Annotated in this window: 18 protein-coding genes; 11 read left to right on the top strand and 7 right to left on the bottom strand. The window is 65.9% G+C overall.

The genetic code is table 11. From position 1 onward, the window contains the following. Nucleotides 1–41 precede the first annotated feature (41 nt). Nucleotides 42–950, bottom strand: coding sequence for a prohibitin family protein (locus R2N16_RS03405; RefSeq protein WP_316664159.1), 909 nt, complete (start codon nt 948–950; stop codon nt 42–44). A 311-nt stretch (nt 951–1,261) separates the two neighbouring features. Continuing rightward, a complete protein-coding gene (locus tag R2N16_RS03400) occupies nt 1,262–2,017 on the bottom strand; it encodes a YdcF family protein (protein WP_316664158.1) in 756 nt (251 codons plus the stop codon). Nucleotides 2,018–2,267: 250 nt separating this feature from the next. Between R2N16_RS03400 and R2N16_RS03395 the strand changes: the two genes are divergently transcribed. Further along, entirely contained in the window at nt 2,268–2,723 is a 456-nt protein-coding gene (locus R2N16_RS03395; protein WP_316664157.1) for a GyrI-like domain-containing protein, read from the top strand. Nucleotides 2,724–2,811: 88 nt separating this feature from the next. Here R2N16_RS03395 and R2N16_RS03390 read toward each other — a convergent pair whose 3' ends face one another. Next, the gene (locus R2N16_RS03390; protein WP_316664156.1) at nt 2,812–3,321 is read right to left on the bottom strand and encodes a MarR family winged helix-turn-helix transcriptional regulator; all 510 of its coding nucleotides are present in this window, start codon (nt 3,319–3,321) and stop codon (nt 2,812–2,814) included. A 235-nt stretch (nt 3,322–3,556) separates the two neighbouring features. Here R2N16_RS03390 and R2N16_RS03385 point away from each other — a divergent pair, with 235 nt between their 5' ends. After that, on the top strand, nt 3,557–4,480 hold the full coding sequence (locus R2N16_RS03385; RefSeq protein ID WP_316664155.1) for an EamA family transporter: 924 nt from the start codon (nt 3,557–3,559) through the stop codon (nt 4,478–4,480). A 7-nt stretch (nt 4,481–4,487) separates the two neighbouring features. On the opposite strand, the gene R2N16_RS03380 is transcribed toward R2N16_RS03385, so the two are convergent. Beyond that, nucleotides 4,488–5,432: a M48 family metallopeptidase gene (locus R2N16_RS03380; RefSeq protein WP_316664154.1), complete on the bottom strand. Its 945-nt coding sequence runs from the start codon at nt 5,430–5,432 to the stop codon at nt 4,488–4,490. 97 nt (nt 5,433–5,529) lie between these two features. Here R2N16_RS03380 and R2N16_RS03375 point away from each other — a divergent pair, with 97 nt between their 5' ends. After that, a complete protein-coding gene (locus R2N16_RS03375; protein WP_316664153.1) occupies nt 5,530–6,810 on the top strand; it encodes a muropeptide transporter in 1,281 nt (426 codons plus the stop codon). On the opposite strand, the gene R2N16_RS03370 is transcribed toward R2N16_RS03375, so the two are convergent. Continuing rightward, on the bottom strand, nt 6,802–7,995 hold the full coding sequence (locus tag R2N16_RS03370) for a class I SAM-dependent methyltransferase (protein ID WP_316664152.1): 1,194 nt from the start codon (nt 7,993–7,995) through the stop codon (nt 6,802–6,804). The two genes, R2N16_RS03375 and R2N16_RS03370, sit on opposite strands and share 9 nt — an antisense overlap. Nucleotides 7,996–8,011: 16 nt before the next feature. Here R2N16_RS03370 and R2N16_RS03365 point away from each other — a divergent pair, with 16 nt between their 5' ends. Together R2N16_RS03365 and R2N16_RS03360 are read left to right on the top strand one after the other, a co-directional pair. Further along, the gene (locus R2N16_RS03365; RefSeq protein WP_316664151.1) at nt 8,012–8,830 is read left to right on the top strand and encodes an SDR family oxidoreductase; all 819 of its coding nucleotides are present in this window, start codon (nt 8,012–8,014) and stop codon (nt 8,828–8,830) included. 20 nt (nt 8,831–8,850) lie between these two features. Further along, the gene (locus R2N16_RS03360; RefSeq protein ID WP_316664150.1) at nt 8,851–9,243 is read left to right on the top strand and encodes a dihydroneopterin aldolase; all 393 of its coding nucleotides are present in this window, start codon (nt 8,851–8,853) and stop codon (nt 9,241–9,243) included. A 5-nt stretch (nt 9,244–9,248) separates the two neighbouring features. Here the strand turns inward: R2N16_RS03360 and R2N16_RS03355 are convergent, their stop codons facing one another. Together R2N16_RS03355 and rocD are read right to left on the bottom strand one after the other, a co-directional pair. After that, nucleotides 9,249–10,178, bottom strand: coding sequence for an arginase (locus tag R2N16_RS03355; protein ID WP_316664149.1), 930 nt, complete (start codon nt 10,176–10,178; stop codon nt 9,249–9,251). Nucleotides 10,179–10,202: 24 nt separating this feature from the next. Next, a complete protein-coding gene (gene rocD, locus R2N16_RS03350; protein WP_316664148.1) occupies nt 10,203–11,429 on the bottom strand; it encodes an ornithine--oxo-acid transaminase in 1,227 nt (408 codons plus the stop codon). Nucleotides 11,430–11,558: 129 nt separating this feature from the next. Here rocD and R2N16_RS03345 point away from each other — a divergent pair, with 129 nt between their 5' ends. The 6 genes from R2N16_RS03345 to R2N16_RS03320 all read left to right on the top strand — a co-directional run bounded on the left by R2N16_RS03345 (nt 11,559) and on the right by R2N16_RS03320 (nt 18,231). Further along, nucleotides 11,559–12,482 (top strand): LysR family transcriptional regulator, encoded by a 924-nt coding sequence (locus R2N16_RS03345; protein WP_316664146.1) that lies wholly within the window; start codon nt 11,559–11,561, stop codon nt 12,480–12,482. Nucleotides 12,483–12,566: 84 nt separating this feature from the next. Then, on the top strand, nt 12,567–13,325 hold the full coding sequence (locus R2N16_RS03340) for a TetR/AcrR family transcriptional regulator (RefSeq protein ID WP_316664144.1): 759 nt from the start codon (nt 12,567–12,569) through the stop codon (nt 13,323–13,325). Nucleotides 13,326–13,382: 57 nt separating this feature from the next. Next, nucleotides 13,383–14,357, top strand: coding sequence for an HlyD family secretion protein (locus tag R2N16_RS03335; RefSeq protein ID WP_316664143.1), 975 nt, complete (start codon nt 13,383–13,385; stop codon nt 14,355–14,357). Further along, nucleotides 14,354–15,325 (top strand): ABC transporter ATP-binding protein, encoded by a 972-nt coding sequence (locus R2N16_RS03330; RefSeq protein ID WP_316664142.1) that lies wholly within the window; start codon nt 14,354–14,356, stop codon nt 15,323–15,325. Before R2N16_RS03335 ends, R2N16_RS03330 begins: the two co-directional genes overlap by 4 nt. Further along, on the top strand, nt 15,322–16,485 hold the full coding sequence (locus R2N16_RS03325; RefSeq protein ID WP_316664141.1) for an ABC transporter permease: 1,164 nt from the start codon (nt 15,322–15,324) through the stop codon (nt 16,483–16,485). Before R2N16_RS03330 ends, R2N16_RS03325 begins: the two co-directional genes overlap by 4 nt. A 9-nt stretch (nt 16,486–16,494) precedes the next feature. Further along, nucleotides 16,495–18,231, top strand: a complete 1,737-nt coding sequence (locus tag R2N16_RS03320) for an efflux transporter outer membrane subunit (RefSeq protein ID WP_316664140.1) — start codon at nt 16,495–16,497, stop codon at nt 18,229–18,231. The last annotated feature ends 104 nt before the right edge of the window (nt 18,232–18,335 follow it).

Genomic DNA, 18,335 nt, shown 5'->3' with positions numbered 1-18,335 from the left:
AAAAACGCGCCTTCGGGCGCGTTTTTCTTTGGCGGCGCGGCTTACTTGCTTTGCGCGCCTGCCGGGATGTTGAACAGCATGCCACCGCCGTTGCCGCCTGCCATCACACTCGGCGTCACGCCGTTCCACTTCTCGATGGCGGCACGTTCGAGCTTCAGGCGCTCCCACGCAAGCAGGCGGTCATCCAGCGACGAAGCCAGCGCATGGTTGGCAGCGGCTTCGCCTTCGGCAATCGCCACCTTCTTCTTGGCCTCGGCCTGCGCCGAGCGCACTTCGTTCTCGGTGCGGATCGCGTCCTGGATGGCCTTGGTCTTGGCGCTCACCGCATCGAGCAACGCACGCGGAGGACGCAGCGAGCCGACGATGCCGAACTGCTTGATCGACACGCCCAGCGGCGCGAGTCGCGTGTCCAGCTCCTGGGTCAGCCGCGCAACAAACTCTTCCTTCTTGCCGCCGTTCACGTCGTCGAAGTTGTATTCCGAGCCGATGGCGACGATCACGTTGCGCGCGGTGTCGCGCAGGTAGCCGTGCGTGAAGGTCTCGATGCGATCGGCGCGGAAATTGGTGTAGAACGCCGGCACCTTGTCGCGGTCGAGCTGGTACGAGACGGCGACGTCGACATTCACGGGGACGGCGTCCTTGGTGTTGAAGGTCAACTCTTCGTTGAGTGCGCGGCCTTCATTCACGTCTTGCGTCCAGATCACGCGCTGCACGTAAGTCGGATATTGGATGATCGACGTCTGCACGGGGTTGTAGAAGACGAACCCGGTGACGACGTTTTCATGCGTGATGCCGCGATCGACGAGCCGGTTGATCTTGATGCCCGTGTAGCCGGGCGGAATGATCTGCCAGTTCAACAGGAAAGTCCGCCCGATTACGAGCGCCGCAACGGCGCCGAAGACGAGCGCGAGCAGTTTGACCGGCAGCTTGCTTGCCGTGACTTGAGGCATGAGGGTTCCCCTTGCTTGTTGGTTTGCTTCTGAGGTGTGGCTGGCGGGGCGGGCGCGCTGCTTACGCAGCGGCCCGCTTGCTGGCGCAGGAATCGTCGGCGATTCCCGTCAGGGATGGCCGCGCCCGGTGGGCGGGTGGTGGCAAGCGAGCTTGGCCACAGTGATCAGGCGGTGAGCTTCAATACGGCCGAGGTGGCGCATTGCGATGCCCGGATGTTGCGATGCACAAAGTATAGGCCGGCGCCGGATTTTTGCTCCCCTCCGGAAGCACTAGAGCGGGGCTTCGAATGCTCAGGCGTTGTGGGGTCGGATCACGCGTCGCCGGGGTGGATGCGCGCGGGGTTCCAGCCCAGCGCGTTGTACACGTGATAGCGCGCGATGCCGATCCACTCGTGCAGCGCGAAATCCGTCAGCGCAAAGTTGTACGCCATCGGCAAGGGTGATGCTGCGGCCTGCAGATCGTCGGCGCGTACGGGCGTCGGTGCCATGCCGAAGTGCGTGAAATACAGCAGGCTGCGACGCAGATGAATGGCAGACGACACGAGCACGGTGCGATCGGGCGCGTATTGCGCAAGCACCGTGCGCGAGAACTGTGCGTTCTGCCACGTGTTCATGCTTTTGGGCTCCGCCAGCACGTCAGCCTTGTTGACGCCGAGGGCGACGAGTTCGCGGCCATATACCGTGGCTTCCGGCTCGCCGTGGTGACGGGCATCGCCGCCGCTGACGAGGATCTTGCAATCGCCATCGGCCTTGCGGCACGCCTGGTACAACTGCGCGGCTTCCACCAGGCGCGGATACGAGAACAGCCCGGGCTCGACCGCGTCGCCCACGCGGAACGTGCCCGCGCCCAGCAGCACGATGGCATTGCGCGTGTTCCATTGGATGTGCTGCTCGTTCTCGAACGGCTTTTCCAGCGAATCGAGCAGCCATGCCGGCACCGGCCCGCAGCCGATCGCCATCACCAGCACACCGGAGAACACTGCCAGCCCGCGTGCAGCCCGACGTCGGCCGCGTGCTGCACACACCGCTGCCACGATCACCAGCACACACAGGATGGTCAGGCTCACAGGTTCCTCCAGGTTGGCGCGTCACGCGCGTACGTGAGGCGCCATCGTAAAGACGAATGGCCGGTTGTGCGACCCGTCTTCTTACGGGGGTGTTGCTGCAAGCTGCGGATCGGCTGACGGCGCGGGCATGTTCGGGGCAATAACGCTGGTGGCAGTACCCAATGCGCGGCAAGATGGCGAACTTGTCGCGCGGTGCCGAGCCCGGGGCCGTGCGGGGGAACGTCTCGGCTCCAAGAAGAAAGGGTGCTCAATGGAAATCAAGGTTGTCCCGGCGATCCTGGTGCTCAGCGCGCCGCGTCGCATCACGCTCGCCGAAGTGGGCGGGGAGGCGTCCGTTGTTTGCGCGGCGATCGAGGCCGACGCCGTCGCGCACGGCATGACGGTCAGTGGTCCGTGGATGTTCGTCTACTACAATCTGCCGCATGACCGCGACACCCCGTGCGAGATCGAGTTCTGCCTGCCTGTGCGGACAGAACTTGCCTACCACGGCGAGCATGTGCTGAAGACGTTGGCAGACACGACGTGCGCAACGCACATCTATCAAGGGCCGCTCGACGGACTCTTCAATGGCTATGCGGCGTTGTTGCAGGCGGTCGCATCGCAGGGCTGTCGCCTTTCCGGCGAGAGTCGCGAGGTCTATCACTGCTGGCACGGCCCGCAGGCCGTAGACAGCCAGGTGGAGATTCTTTTCGCGCTGGAGCCTTAGCCGGCATGACGGGATTGGACGGCGGTGCTCCGGGGCTTGCGCGCGGCGCGATGATTCTCGATGGCAAGCGCCCCATCGGCTGAGCATTTCATGCTGGCCCGCCGATCTTCCCCAGAAGCTCCCGCAACATCGCCCGCTCCGCTTGACTCAACGCCGCGAGCATCCGTTCCTCCGTCTCCACATGCGAGGCGACCAGCCCATCGACCAGCGCAAAGCCTGCATCGGTCAGTACGATCTGCAGCCCGCGCCGGTCGTCCGGGTCGGTCCTGCGGGCGATCAGGCCACGTTTTTCCAGCCGGTCGAGCCGGTTGGTCATGGCGGAGGTGGACAGCATCATGTCCTTGGCCAGCGTGGAGGGCGACAGCGCTTGCTCACGGCCGTTGCGGCGCAGCGTGAGCAGCACGTCAAAACCGGCCATGTCCAGATCCGCGCCGGCCACGTTGGCCACCACGCCGGTGCGCAGCCGCTCGCCGGCGCGCCAGACATCGCCGCAGACTGCCATTGGGCTCGGATCGATGTCTGGGCGCTCGCGCCGCCATTGCGCGAGGATGCCGTCCATCGGAGCCCCCTGTGCGGGTGTGGAATCGCCTTGACCCATTGAAAGCCTCGTCTTATATTTCCACATCAAACTACTTGATGTCGAGATTCTTGGCATCGTATCGGGTTTGCAGGTGCGAGGCAATCGGTCGGTCGTCGTGGGTGTGTCGCTTCAATGCCGACCCCGCCCCCCACCTTACGAAGGTCCAACGCCGCCCACCAAGCGCATGCTCAGTCGAGCTTTTTTTTTCGGCTTATTTATTTCGATATCAAATTACGTAACGTGGAGATTTATCATGCCGTTCAACCGCTTGATCGTGATGGTGGTCACCGCTGTGGCGCCGGTGCTGTGGGGCACGACGTATCTCGTTTTCACGCAGACGTTGCCCGTCGGTCACCCCTTGCTGGTCGGCGCGCTGCGTGCGCTGCCGGCGGGTGTGCTGCTGATGCTGCTCGGCCCCGGCCTGCCGCCGCGTAGCAAGCTGCTGCCGCTGCTGTTTCTCGGGCTGGCAAATATTGGCGTGTTCTTCGCGCTGCTGTTCGTGGCGGCGCAGCGCCTGCCGGGCGGCGTGGCGGCGACGATCATGTCGGCGCAACCGCTGGTGGTCGCGCTGCTCGCGTGGCCATTGCTTGCGCGCAAGCCGCGTCCGGCGCAATTGGCGGCGGCGCTGGCGGGTTCGGTGGGCGTGGGGCTGCTGATTCTCGGCCCAGCGGCCAAGCTCGATGCGATTGGCGTGGTGGCGGCGCTGGCCGCCGCGCTGTCGATGGCGACTGGCACTGTGCTGATCGAACGCTGGGGCCGAATCGGCACGCCGTTGGCGGTGGCCGCGTGGCAACTCGCGTTGGGCGGGCTGGTGCTGCTGCCGGTGGCGCTATTCGTGGAAGGTCTGCCGCCCGCGCTGACGGCGCGCAATGCGGTGGGCTTTGCGTACCTCATCGTCATCGGCACAGCCTTGGGTTACTGGCTGTGGGTGCGCGGCATTGGCGTGTTGGGCGCAGACGTGACGTTCCTCTCGCTGCTTAGCCCGCTCACGGCCACCGTGCTGGGTGCACTGGTGCTGGGGGAGTGGTTCAGCCCGATGCAGACGGGCGGGGCGGTGCTGATTCTGGGCGCGACGGTGGCGGGGATGGCGTTGTCGCGGCGCGCGCATCGACCGCACACGGCGCAGGCCGATGCGGTACAGCATCCCGGTTCTGGCGGACAGCCGCAGGCGCGTTGATTGTTGCCTACCGCCGCACCATCGGCCGCATCGGCGCCTCATCGCCATTATCAGCAGGCGCGGCGCCCAGATATTGCATGTTCGACCGATATTCCGGCAGCTTCGCCATCGGCATATGTCGGGCGTCGGCAAACAGCGTGAGCGTTTCGGGCAGATGGCGTGACAGCACAACCATGCGCGTGCGTCCCGACGGGTGCGTCGATAAAAACTGTTTCTGCTCCGCCCCGCCGATCGAACCCATTTTCTGCCACAGCGTGAGCGCGGCGCGCGGGTCGTAGCCGGCCCGGGAGGCGATGTCCATGCCGACCAGGTCGGCCTCGGTTTCCTCCGCTCGGGAGAAGGCCAGCAAGTGCATCTTGGCGCCTTCGCCCAGGTCCGTATCGCCCCGGTTGCCGAAGCCGAACAATTGCGAGATGACGTTGGCGCCCAGGTTGGTGATCTCGCGCTGGCCGGCGCGTGCGCGGGCGTGCTCGCGCAGCGCGTGCGCGATCTCGTGGCCGAGCGCCATGGCGAGTTCGTCGTCTGTCAGCTTGAACTGCTCGACCAGCCCCGAGAACACGGCGATCTTGCCACCGGGCATGCAGAACGCATTTACCTGCGACGAGCCGATCAGGTTGACCTCCCACTGCCAGCGAGCGGCGTCGGGGTTCCAGCGCGGCGCCTGCGGCGTGAGGCGCCTGACGATGCTGCGGATGCGGATCAGGTCCGGCACGTTGTCGGGCGCGAGCGCGCCTTCGTGGGCGGCGTTGTCAATGATCCCCTTGTATTCGGCCTGCGCGCGCCTGTCGATTTCCTCGGCCGGGATGACAAGGCGGATGTTGGGCGACGTGGTGGTCGGCGCCTCCAGCTTCACGCCGTCGGCGGGCACGGGCAGCGGGCCGTCCATGGCGATTGCCCATGTGGATAGCGCGAGGCCGATAGCGGTCAGCAGGGAGCGTGTTACGCGGGGCATATGGGTGAGGGGCCGAATCCGTGCGACATAATATCGGCCAACGCACCGTGCCACGCTACGTGGCAACCCGCATTCGCCTTCGCCTCCGGCCCGCCGCATGACCTTTCACGATTACCTCGATATTTTCCGCAACCGCCGCATCGGCGCGATGCTGCTGCTGGGCTTCGCCTCCGGCCTGCCGTTGGCGCTCACCTCGGGCACGCTGCAGGCGTGGATGACGGTGGAGGGGCTGGATATCCGCACCATCGGTTTGTTCTCGCTCGTGGGGCAGGCGTACATCTTCAAGTTCCTGTGGGCGCCGTTGATGGACCGCTTCACGCCGCCGCTCATGGGCCGCCGGCGCGGCTGGCTGGTGCTGACGCAAGCGGGGCTGGTGGCGTCGATTGCCGCCATGGCGTTCACGCCGCCACACGCCGCACTCTGGGCGCTGGCCGGGCTGGCGGTGCTGGTCGCGTTTCTGTCGGCGTCGCAAGACATCGTCTTCGATGCCTACAGCACCGATGTGCTGCATACGAGCGAGCGCGGCGTCGGCGCGGCCGTGAAGGTGCTCGGCTATCGGCTGGCGATGCTGGTGTCGGGCGGCCTGGCGTTGTATCTGGCCGATCGCGTGATGGGCTGGAGCAACATGTACCTGCTGATGGCCGGGCTGATAGCGCTGGGCATCATCACGACGCTGTGGGCGCCCGAGCCGGAGGTGTCGGCCCGCCCGCCGCGCAACCTGCAGGAGGCTGTGGTCGGGCCGCTGCGGGACTTCTTCTCGCGCCGTGGCGCCTGGGCGCTGCTGGCGCTGATCGTGCTCTACAAGCTGGGCGATGCGTTTGCGGGCAGCCTGTCGACCACGTTCCTGATCCGTGGTGTGGGCTTTTCCGCCGGTGAGGTCGGCATCGTCAACAAGACTCTCGGGTTGGCGGCCACCATCATCGGTGCGTTGTACGGCGGCACGCTGATGGTGCGGCTGGGGCTGGTGCGCGCGCTGCTGCTCTTTGGGGTGCTGCAGGCAGTGTCGAACCTGGGCTACTGGGTGCTGGCCGTCACGCCGCAGCATCTGTGGACGATGGCGGTGGCCATCGGCATCGAGAACATCTGCGGCGGCATGGGCACGGCGGCCTTTGTGGCGCTTCTGATGGCGCTGTGCAACCGGTCGTTCTCGGCGACGCAATATGCCTTGCTGTCAGCGCTGGCTTCCATCGGCCGTGTGTACGTCGGGCCAACCTCGGGCTACCTTGTGGAGGCCTATGGCTGGCCCGCGTTCTATCTGATGACGGTGGCGTTTGCCTTCCCGGGCCTGGCGCTGTTGTGGTGGATGCGCGGCACGATCGGCCGCTACGAAGCCGAGCAGACCGAACGCGCCCTGGCGGCTAAGGCCGCGTCAGCCTAGACGGTTCGAGCGGTCGGCATCTGCAAAGCCGGCCAGCGGCAGCGCGGCATCGATGCCTTTGCCCAGCGCGATGGCCTTGAACAGCTCGCCCATCTCCGCTTCCGACAGCAGCTTCTGCACGGCACTGGCCGCCGGCAGAAACTGCATCGGGTCCGACGGATCCAGCGTCATCAGCAGCTCACCTACGCCGGCGCTCAACAGAAAACGCGCCTGGCTCGTATAGCCGAGCAGTTCCAGCCCGGCCTCCTGGCCCGCCTGGGCAATCCCTGAAAAATCGACGTGCGCGGTGATGTCCTGCAAGCCCGGTAGCCAGAACGGATCGTCGTGCGCGTGCTGGCGGTAGTGGCACATGAGCGTGCCGTTGGCGCGGTGCGCGTGGTAGTACTCGGCGGCCGGGAAACCGTAGTCGATCAGCAGCAGCAGGCCGCGCGCAAGGGCCGCCCCCGCGCTGCGGATGAAACCCTCGGCGGCTTCGTGCGATTCAGTGACGAGATCCTCCGTGCCCGGCAGCGCGGCCAGCTTGGCGGGCACCTCTGACGGATCAACGAGCCGGTCATCCCATTGCAAGCCGGTTTCGGCATCGAGCGTCACGCCGCGCTGGTGCCACACGCCGCCGCGCCGCGACCACAGCGACACGGGCATCGCATCGAGCACTTCGTTGCCGATCATCACGCCAGTGAACGGCGCGGGCAACGTGTCGTGCCATTGGGCGAGCGCACCCAGGTCGGCGCCGAGCGCGCTCAGGCGTTCCTGCTGGCGCTGGCGTAGCTCGCCAGAGAGTTCGACGATGCCGTAGCTGTCGGGGCGCGCGCCCAGCGCTTCGAGTTCGATGAGGATGTCGGCGGCCAGCTTGCCGGTGCCGGCGCCAAATTCCAGCACGTGGCGTTGGCCTTCGGGCAATGCCTGCAGCACCTGCGCGATCTGGTGCGCCACGGTGCGGCCGAAGAATGGCGTCAGTTCGGGTGCGGTGATGAAGTCGCCGCCGTCTTCCACGCGGCGGCCGAACTTGGCCGCGCCGCCGCTGTAATAGCCCAGGCCGGGCGCGTAGAGCGCCAGTTCCATGTAGCGGTCGAACGGGAGCCAGCCGCCGGCGGCTGCAATGGCGTCGGCGATCACGGCGAACAGGTGCGCGGACTGCGCCTGCGCTGCCTCGTTGGGAAGCGGTAAACTCACGGTTTTGCTCATCGCCGGATTGTAAACAATGGCGCAGACGCCCATCCAGTCAACTGCGGAATCGACCGCAGATTCCGCTACACAGCGGCGCATCGCCCTTGTCACAGGCGCAGGCCGCCGCGTGGGCCGCGTCATCGCCCTGGCCCTGGCCCGCCACGGCTGGGATGTGGCCGTGCATTGCCACCGCTCGCGTACCGAGGCCGACGCCGTGGCCGCCGAGATCACCGCCATGGGCCGCCGCGCCGCGGTGTTGCAGGCCGACCTGTCGGACGAAGCCGCCGCCGGCCACCTGATTGCCGATTGCATCGCTGCACTGGGTACGCCCACCTGCCTGGTCAACAATGCGTCGCTGTTCCAGTACGACGTGGCGACCAGTTTCAGCTATGCGTCGCTCGATACGCACATGCGTACCAACGTTGCGGCGCCGCTGTTGCTGTCGCGCGAGCTGCACCGTGCGTTGACTGCCGATGGCGCCGGGGGCCGCGGCGTCGTCATCAATCTGCTCGATCAGAAGCTCGTTAACCTGAACCCGGATTTCCTCTCTTACACGTTGTCGAAGGCGGCGTTGTCGACCGCCACGATGCAGCTTGCGCAGGCCCTGGCGCCCGCGCTGCGCGTGGTGGGCGTGGCGCCGGGCATCACGATGGTGTCGGGCGACCAGTCGCAAGGCGGATTTGCACGCGCACACCAGATGACGCCGCTGGGCCAGTCGTCCACGCCGGAAGATATCGCCGATGCCGTGTGCTACCTCGCCACCGCGCGTGCCGTCACCGGTACCACGCTGTTCGTCGACGGAGGCCAGCATCTGATGCCGCTGGCCCGCGACGTGATGTTCCTCACTGAATAATTCTCCCCCCGGACGCTCCCATGCTTTCCCTGCTATCCCACCCGCGCCTGTCGCACTGCCGCCGCATGTTCCTGCGCAACTACGAAGTGCAGATCAACATCGGCGTGCATGAATTCGAGAAGAAGGGCGAGCAGCGCGTCCTGATCAATATCGAGCTGTACGTGCCCCTGGAGCATTCGTCGCCCACGGAAGACAAGCTGCACGAAGTGGTGGACTACGACTTCATGCGGGAGACCGTGGCGCGCCGCATGGCGCAAGGCCATATTCACTTGCAGGAAACGCTGTGCGATGACGTGCTGACGGCCATGCTCAAACACCCGCATGTGCTGGCCGCGCGGGTGTCGACGGAGAAGCCGGATGTGTATCCGGATTGTGAGTCGGTCGGGGTGGAAGTCTTCCGCATCAAGGACTAAGACGACTACGCTGCCGTCGCATACTCGCGGCGCTGGGCGTGCAACGCGCCCGCGACGCTGCCCAGCAGGTCCAGCGCCAGATGTGCTGTGATCCCGCCCTTGTCGTGGCGCGGGTTGTATTCCACCAGTTCGAAGGCTGCGAAGCGCGCATCGCGTGCGCAAGCGGCGAGTGCCTGGGCCATGCCCAGCGCGGTGAGCCCGTCTGTTTCGGGCGTGCCGACGCCCGGTGCGACGGCCGGATCGAAGGCATCCAGATCGAGTGTCACGCCAAAGGCCGCCGTGCCCGATTTGACTTGGCGGATGGCGTCGGCCATCACGGCGCGCAGGCCGTTGCGTGCCACTTCTGCAGCGTCGATCACGCGCACACCCAGCAAGTCGAGCAACGCGCGTTCGGCGGGCTCATAGCTGCGCGCGCCGATCACCACCACGTGTTCCGCCAACAGCTTGGGCGCGGCATCGCGAACTTGCGTGAGGGCCGCTGCGCCGTGGCCAAGCAGCGCCGCCAGCGGCATGCCGTGGATGGCGCCGGAATCGCTCGTCTGCGGTGTGTGGCTGTCGAGATGGGCGTCGATCCAGATCAGGCCGAGCGGACCCTCCGGCCGCAAGGCGTTTGCCACGCCCGACCACGTGCCGATCGCGCACGAGTGGTCCCCGCCGATGATGACGGGCACATGCCCCTCGTGCAGGCTGTGCGAGGTCGCATCGGCGAGCGCGCGCGAGAAACCGGCGACGCCCGGGAGTGCCGCCAGCCGTGCTGAACGGCTGTGCCCCGCCGACATCGCCAGTTCGATGTCGTGCACGAGCGTGGCGTGCGTGTCCGGCGTCTGCAATCGCGCCAGCGCGCCGGCCTCCAGCAGCGCACGCGGGCCGTCCTTGCAGCCGTCGTCTTGCGCTCCGCAGCCGATGGCCGCGCCGATCAGATCAATGATGGTCATGTCACTCCCCTTGCCCGTGCTTCCTCAAGCCGCCTTGCGGCGCGGCCAGCCGGCCAGCGTTTGCCGGATGGCTTCCAGCGCCAGCGCCAGTTCGGCCTCGCCGATCACCAGCGGCGGTGTCAGGCGGACCACGTTGCCGTAGGTGTCCTTGGTCAGTACGCCGCGCTCGGCCAGCGCGAAGGCGAAGTCGTGTGCATCGATGTCGGCGTCCAGTTGCAGGCCGATCATCAAGCCGCGTCCGCGCACTTGCCGCACGCCATGGCCGACGAGCGTCTTCAGTTCGGTGATGAACGCTGCGCCCACGCGCGCGGCACGCTGTGGCAGTTGTTCTTCGATCAGCAAGGCAAGTGCCGCGCGTACGATGTGCGCTGCGAGCGGGTTGCCGCCAAACGTGGAGCCGTGGTCGCCCGGCCGGAACACGCCGATGACCGCCTCGCGCCCCGCGATGGCTGACACGGGCACCATGCCGCCGCCCAGCGCCTTGCCCAGCACCACCAGATCGGCGTCCACCCCTTCATGCCAGCTCGCCAGCACATCGCCCGTGCGGCCCAGGCCTGTCTGCACCTCATCGCAGACGAGCAGCACGTTGTGCCGGGTGGCGAGTTCGCGTGCGAGCTTGAGGTAGCCCGCAGGCGGTTCGACGATCCCGCCTTCGCCTTGCACGGGCTCCATCAGGATGGCGCCCGTGTTGGGCCCGATGGCCGCACGCAGCGCATCGGCGTCGCCAAACGGAATGCGCCGGAAGCCCGCTGCGAATGGGCCGAATCCGTAGCGATACTGGTCGTGTGAGGAGAATCCGACGATGGTCGTCGTGCGGCCGTGGAAGTTGTTCTCGAACACGATGATCTCGGCCGTCTCGGGCGCCAGGCCCTTCACTTCGCGAGCCCACTTGCGGGCGGCCTTGATGGCGGTTTCGACGGCTTCGGCGCCGGTGTTCATGGGCAGCGCGCGGTCCATGCGCGTGATGCGGCAGACGTCGGCCAGGAAGGGGCCCAGCTCGGTGTTGTGGAAGGCACGCGAAGTGAGCGTCAGCCGGCCAGCCTGCTCCGTCAGCGCAGCAACGAGTTTCGGGTGCGAATGCCCGAAGCTGACGGCCGAGTACGCCGACATCATGTCGAGGTAGCGGCGGCCGTCGGTATCGAACAGCCACACGCCTTCGCCGCGTTCCAGCATGACCGGCAAGGGCGCGTAGTTGCGTGCGCCGTAACGTTCTTCCAATGCGTAGCTCGGATGTTGCATTGCGGTCGTCATGATGGCCTCCTGCCTGGCTCGGTCGTTCACTTGCGGCGGATTGTGCGATCTGACAGACTTGAAATCAAATCGAATGTTTTTCGTTTTTCGATCCAAAAATTTGATGGATCAAGGTACCGGTTCTCAGCCATGTCGCACTCGCCGCTGCGCTATCTGCATAGCTTCCTGACCGTCGCCAACGAAGGCAGCTTCGTGCGCGCGGCAGACCGTCTGGCCGTGTCCCAACCGGCGCTGTCATACCAGATGCGCCAGTTGGAACAGTGGCTTGGCGTGCCCTTGTTCGAGCGCTCGGGGCGCAAGCTCGTGCTCACGCGTGCAGGCACATCCGTGCGGGCGTGGTGCCGCGATGCGTTTGCCGGCCTGGATGAGCTGCGCGCCGCATTGCACAGCGGCGAGATGGAACGTGTGTCGCTCAAGCTGGCGAGCGGCTCCAGCTTCGGGCGCTACGTGCTGATGCCTGCGCTGGTGAGGCCATCGCCCGAATCCGACGCGCCGCTTCTTGACGACGTGCGCCTGGAACTCACCTTCGGTAGCGACGAAGAGGTCTTTAGCCATGTCGAATCCGGCCGCGCCGATCTCGGCTTTGTCTACATGCCGCGCACGTCACGCCTGTTTGAACACCACGCCGTCTATACCGAGGAATTCGTGCTTGCCTGCAGCGCCCGCGCACTGCGTGAGCAGGGCGCGCCACGTACGCTGGCCGATTGCGCGGGGCTGCCCTTCGTCACCTACGATGAGTCCGATGCGGTCTACGGGCTGTGGTTCAAGGCGCTGTTCCGGCGCATGCCCGAGACGACTGTCAGCGCACATCACGTTTCCGATCTGGAAGAGGTGAGCACGTTGGTGGAGGCTGGCATGGGCTGGTCGGTGCTGCCGCTGCACGCCATTCAAGAGGTGGTGGAGCGCGGGCGCCTGCAGGTGGTTCGCCCGATCGTGGCGCGGCGCTGCCTGAACACCGTGTTCGCCGTGCGCCGCACATCGAGCTTTCCGAGCGAAGCGCAAGACCGATTGCTTGTGAGGCTCGCGCAGCTGGATGCGGCGGCGCGCGTTTAGCCGCGCAGTCACATTCCTCCCGGCCGATGCAAGGGGCGGTATGTCGCCTTGAAATTAATTAATTCGACAATTAATATTTCTGGCATGGCAATCCGCAAACCTTCCTCTCGTGGCCCGGGCCGCCCCCGCCGTCTAGGCGGCGCAACGCCGGACGACCTTCGCGACCGCCTGCTCGACATCGCTGTCACCTTGTTTGCACGCGACGGTGTCGGCCCGACCACGCTTGCCGCCATTGCGCGCGAAGCCGGAGTGACGGCGCCAATGGTGCATTACCACTTCAAGACGCGCGATCAATTGCTGGACGCCGTGGTGGAGGGGCGCATCCGCCCGCTGGTCGACCAGGTGACGGGGCCGGCGCTGGCGATCATCGCGGATGACGCCCACCTCCCCGACCTTGCGCAGACCGTGGCAGGCGTGGCGCAGCGCATGGTGGCGGTGGCCACGGCCACGCCGTGGTTTCCGACGTTGTGGATTCGCGAAATCGCCAGCGAAGGCGGCCAACTGCGCGAGCGTGTGTTCGCACGCATCGCGCTGGAGCGCGCCACGTTGCTGGTCGACCGCATTGCCCACGCGCAAACGGCGGGCGCGGTCAACGCGGCACTGCAGCCGCCGCTGGTGATGGTGTCGGTGATCGGCCTGGCGATGCTGCCGCTGGCGACGCGCGCGCTGTGGGGGCGCCTGCCGCTGGCGGATCGAGTGACCGACGAGGACATCGGCCGGCACGTGGCCGCGCTGCTCCTGCACGGCATCGGCCCCGTGGCGGCACCTGAGGAAGGGGGCGGCAAGAAAGCGAAGCCGAAGCCCAAGCCCAAGCCCCAGCCAACGAGCACGGGGCGCAAGTAGGCGAATACGACAGATCAATCGCATCAATCGCATCAATCGAATCCCGCGGAGGGTGGCATGCGGCAAGCGTTGTGCATCGGCAGGGCAGGGTGTTTGGCGGCGGCATCGGCTGCTGCGATGGCCTTGGCGGGCTGCGATAAACAAGACAACCACACCTACCAGGGCTATGTGGAAGGTGAGTTCGTCTACGTGGCCTCGCCCGTGGGTGGGCGGCTCGAACACCTGGGCGTGCAGCGTGGACAGACCGTCAATGCGGGAGCGCCGCTGTTCGCGCTGGAGTCGGTGGACGAGACTGCGGCCCGCCAGCAGGCTGCCGCGCAACTGCAAGGCGCCGAAGCCCAACTCGCCGATCTGAACATCGGCAGGCGTGTGCCGGAGGTGGATGCGGTGCGCGCGCAACTGGCGCAGGCCGTGGCGGCGGACAGGCTCGCGTCGACGCAGCTTGTGCGAGACGAGGCGCAATTCCGCGCGGGTGGCATCGCGCAATCGCAGCTCGACGCAAGCCGCTCGACCGCGCAGACCAACGTGCAGCGCGTGCGTGAACTGACCAATCAGTTGCGCATTGCCCAGTTGCCGGCGCGCAATGATCAGATTCGCGCGCAATCCGCACAGGTGGAAGCCGCGCGTGCGGCGGTGGCGCAAGCCCAATGGCGGCTCGATCAGAAAGCGCAGAAGGCGACGCAGGGCGGCCTCGTGTTCGACACGCTGTATCGCGAAGGCGAGTGGGTCGGTGCCGGCAGCCCCGTAGTGCGCATGCTGCCGCCCGCCAACGTGAAGGTGCGCTTTTTCGTGCCGCAAGGCGTGATGGGTGTGCTCAGGCCTGGGCAAGCCGCGCGCCTGCACTGCGATGGCTGCGCGGCCGACATCAATGCCACCGTCACCTACATCGCCACGGAAGCCGAGTACACACCGCCCGTCATCTACAGCAACACGACGCGAGACAAGCTCGTCTTCATGGTGGAAGCGCGGCCCGCTGCGGCCGATGGGCCAAAGTTGCACCCTGGCCAACCCGTCGAGGTGACGCTGCCATGAGCGCTGCCAGCCCCGCCAGCCAGCCCCACGCAGGCAACGGCGACTACGCCATCGACGTGCATGGCCTGAACAAGTACTTCGGCGACAAGCACGTTGTGAAAGACCTCTCCATGCGCGTCGCGCGGGGCGAGATCTTTGGCTTCCTCGGCCCCAATGGCAGCGGCAAGACCACGTCGATCCGCATGATGTGCGGGCTGCTAACGCCCGATAGCGGCAGTGGCTCGTGCCTGGGTTACGACATCCTCAAGCAGTCGGCGCAGATCAAGCGGCGCGTCGGCTACATGACGCAGCGGTTCTCGTACTGGGATGACCTTTCCATTCGCGAAAACCTGGACTTCGTCGCGCGCCTGTACGAGATGCCCAATCGGCGCGAGGCGGTTGACCACGCGCTGGAGCACCTCGGGCTGGCCTCGCGCGCCAAGCAATTGGCGGGCTCGCTGTCAGGCGGCTGGAAGCAGCGCTTGGCGCTGGCCGCATGCATGCTCCACAAGCCCGAACTGCTGCTGCTCGATGAACCCACCGCCGGTGTCGACCCGAAAGCGCGCCGCGACTTCTGGGAAGAACTGCACCGGCTGGCGGCGGAGGGCATTTCGGTGCTCGTCAGCACGCACTACATGGACGAGGCCGAGCGCTGCCACAAGCTCGCCTACATCGCGTATGGCGAGCTGCTCGCGCAAGGCACTGCCGAGGAGGTGATCGCCGGGCAGCACCTGTCGACGTGGTCGATCTCGGGCGGCAATCTGGTCGAGCTGGGCCGCAAGCTCGAAGGGCAACCGGGCGTGGATCAGACTGTCGCCTTTGGTTCGGTACTGCACGTAACGGGCGCGGATGCGCAAGCACTGGAAGGCACGCTGCGCAAGCTCACGGGAGGATCCGACGTGCGCGCCGAACCGATCAACACCGGCCTGGAAGACGTGTTCATCCACATGATGAAGCGCTCCTCCGACAACTACGGGGCGCAGCCATGAAACCAGACGGCAATCCCTTTTCGTTCGTGCGCTGGTGGAGCGTGGTGCTCAAGGAGTTTCTGCAACTGCGGCGCGACCGTGTGACGTTCGCCATGATGATCGGCATTCCGATCATGCAACTGTTCCTGTTCGGCTTTGCCATCAACGCCGACCCGAAGCACCTGCTGACCGGCGTGATTGCGGCAGACCAGAGCGAGTTCACGCGCAGCTTCCTGGCCAGCATGCGCAACTCCGACTACTTCGACTTGGCGACCACGCTGACCGACGAAACCGCCGGGCACGAGGCCTTGGCCAAGGGGCAGCTTCAGTTTGTCGTGTCGATTCCGCCAGACTTCACGCGCAAGCTCGTGCGCGGCGAGAAGCCCTCGCTGCTCGTGGAGGCCGATGCCACTGACCCCGCTGCCACCGGTCTGGCCGTGGCTTCGCTCTCGCAACTGGTGCAGGGCGTCGTCAGCAAGGATATGAAGGGCGCGTTATCGCCACTGGCCGCAGGTGCTGGCACCGGCCGTGCCGCGCCGCCATTCGATGTGCGCATCCACAAGCTCTACAACCCGGAAGGCATCACGCAGTACAACATCATCCCCGGCCTGATGGGCACCATCCTGACGATGACCATGGTGATGATGACGGGCCTGGCCATGACGCGCGAGCGCGAGCGCGGCACGATGGAAAACCTGCTCGCCACGCCGGTGCATCCCCTGGAGGTGATGACGGGCAAGATCGTGCCGTACATCTTCATCGGGCTGGTGCAGGTGACCATCATCCTGCTGATGGCGTTCTTCGTTTTCCACGTGCCGTTCGTCGGCAGCGTGTGGATGGTCTACGTGTCGGCGCTGCTGTTTATCGTGGCGAGTCTGACGGTGGGGATCACGCTGTCGTCGCTCGCGCAGAACCAGCTGCAGGCGACGCAACTGACGTTCTTCTACTTCCTGCCGAACATCCTGCTCTCGGGCTTCATGTTTCCGTTCGTGGGTATGCCCAAGTGGGCGCAGGCGATCGGCAACCTGCTGCCGATGACGTACTTCAATCGGCTCACGCGCGGCATCCTGCTTAAGGGCAATGGCTGGTTTGAGCTGTGGCCGAGCATTTGGCCGTTGATGGTCTTTACGGTGGTGGTGCTGGGCATCGCGTTGCGGTTTTATCGCAAGACGCTGGATTGAGGTGGGGCTATGCGGATGTTCTTTTGCTGTGATGATGGCGGTGGTGCATCCCTTGTTTCGTCCCCTGCCGGGGCCGACTCCCTTTCTTTGTCTTGCCAAAGAAAGGTAAGCAAAGAAAGGCGCGCCCGAGATGGAGACTTCCCCTTGAATTTATGTCGCAGAGAGGGGAGGGGAAAAACTCGCTGCGCTCAGACAGTTTCCCTTCCTTTTTCCTCTCTGCAACAGAAATTCAAGGCGCCATTTAGGGCAGGGACCGGCCAAACCGACTGGGGGCGCCTGCCAGCGCTGGGGCGCGCGTTGGTGGGTGGTGAGTGGTTGCTCGGTGTTGTGATTGCTACCGCCTTGTCTTTGAGCGGCTGTGCCGTTGGTCCCGATTTCAAGACACCCGCCGGGCCTGCGGCCGCCGGCTATTCAGCACAGCCTGTGTCGCGGGAAACCGTATCCGCGCCCGTTGTTGGCGGCGAGGTGCAGCATCTGGCCGATGCCAACGTGCCGGCCGACTGGTGGCACCTGTTCCAATCGCCCACGCTCGATGCGTTGGTGGACGAGGCGCTGCGTGCGAGCCCGTCTGTCGTGCAGGCGGAGGCGCGCTTGCGCCAGGCGCAGGCCGAAGCCGAGGCGCAATTCGGCTATGCGATGCCGTCGGTGGATGGCACCGTGTCTGCCGTGCGTCAGCAGATCAACCCCGAGGCGTTCGGGTTCAACACGCCCAAGCCGGGGCCGTTCACGTTGTATTCCGCGTCGCTGTCGGTGTCGTATGCGCTGGACATTTTTGGCGGCGTGCGCCGGGCGCTGGAAGCATCGCGCGCGCAGGTCGATACCCAGCGCTATGAACTGGAAGCGGCGCGCCTGTCGCTGGCGGGCAATGTGGTGACGGCGGCCGTGCGGATTGCCGCGTTGGATGCGCAGATCGCTGCCACGCAGCGATTGGCCGCCGACCAGCGCAAGCAGCTGGAGATCACCGAGCGCAGGCTGAGCCTGGGTGGCGTCGCGCAGGTCGATGTGTTCTCGCAGCGCACGCTCGTCGCGCAGACCGACGCCACGTTGCCGCCGCTCATGCAGCAGGCCGCCCAGCAGCGGCATCGTCTGTCGGTGTTGCTGGGGCGCGAACCGGGGGCCGGGTTGCCCAATTTGCCGACGCTCGACGCGCTGCACCTGCCCGACCCGCTGCCGGTGTCGCTTCCGTCCACGCTCGCACAGCGCCGCCCCGACATCCGCGCCGCCGAAGCCATGTGGCACGAGGCCAGCGCCAACGTGGGCGTGGCCACGGCCAACCTGTTCCCGCGCATCACCCTGTCCGCAGGGCTGGGTTCGGAAACCACGGGCTTTCGCAACCTGCTGGGCGCCGGATCCAGCATCTGGAACCTCGGCGCCGGGCTCACGCAGCCGATCTTCCACGGTGGCACCCTGCGCGCCAAGAAGCGCGAGGCCGAAGCCGCCTACGACGCAGCGGGCGCTGCTTACAAGCAAACCGTACTGCAAGGCCTGCAAGAAGTGGCCGACGCCTTGCATGCCGTCAACAACGATGCCCAAACGCTGCAGGCCAGAGCACTTGCAACCGACCAGGCACAACGGACCCTACGCACCGCCGAAGCCCGCCACGCCGCCGGTGGCATCAGCACGCTAACGTTGCTGGACGCCCAGCGCCAGGTCGACCAGGCCGCGCTGCAGCAGGTGCAGAGCAGGGCGGATCGTCTGCTGGATTCCGCAGCACTCTTGCAAGCACTGGGCGGCGGTTGGCAGTAGGCAAACGGCGACGAGAAAATCTAATCGACAACCCGCACATTCAGACGGTTTGGCCGTCCCCCTGCCCTAAATGGCGCCTTGAATTTTTGTGAGCGGGCGGATAA

The sequence above is a fragment of the Ralstonia psammae genome, from assembly GCF_958405935.1.
In the GTDB taxonomy this organism is placed as follows: domain Bacteria; phylum Pseudomonadota; class Gammaproteobacteria; order Burkholderiales; family Burkholderiaceae; genus Ralstonia; species Ralstonia psammae.
The sequence above is the reverse complement of the archived record's forward strand: the minus strand, read 5'-3'. Positions and strand labels throughout refer to the sequence as shown.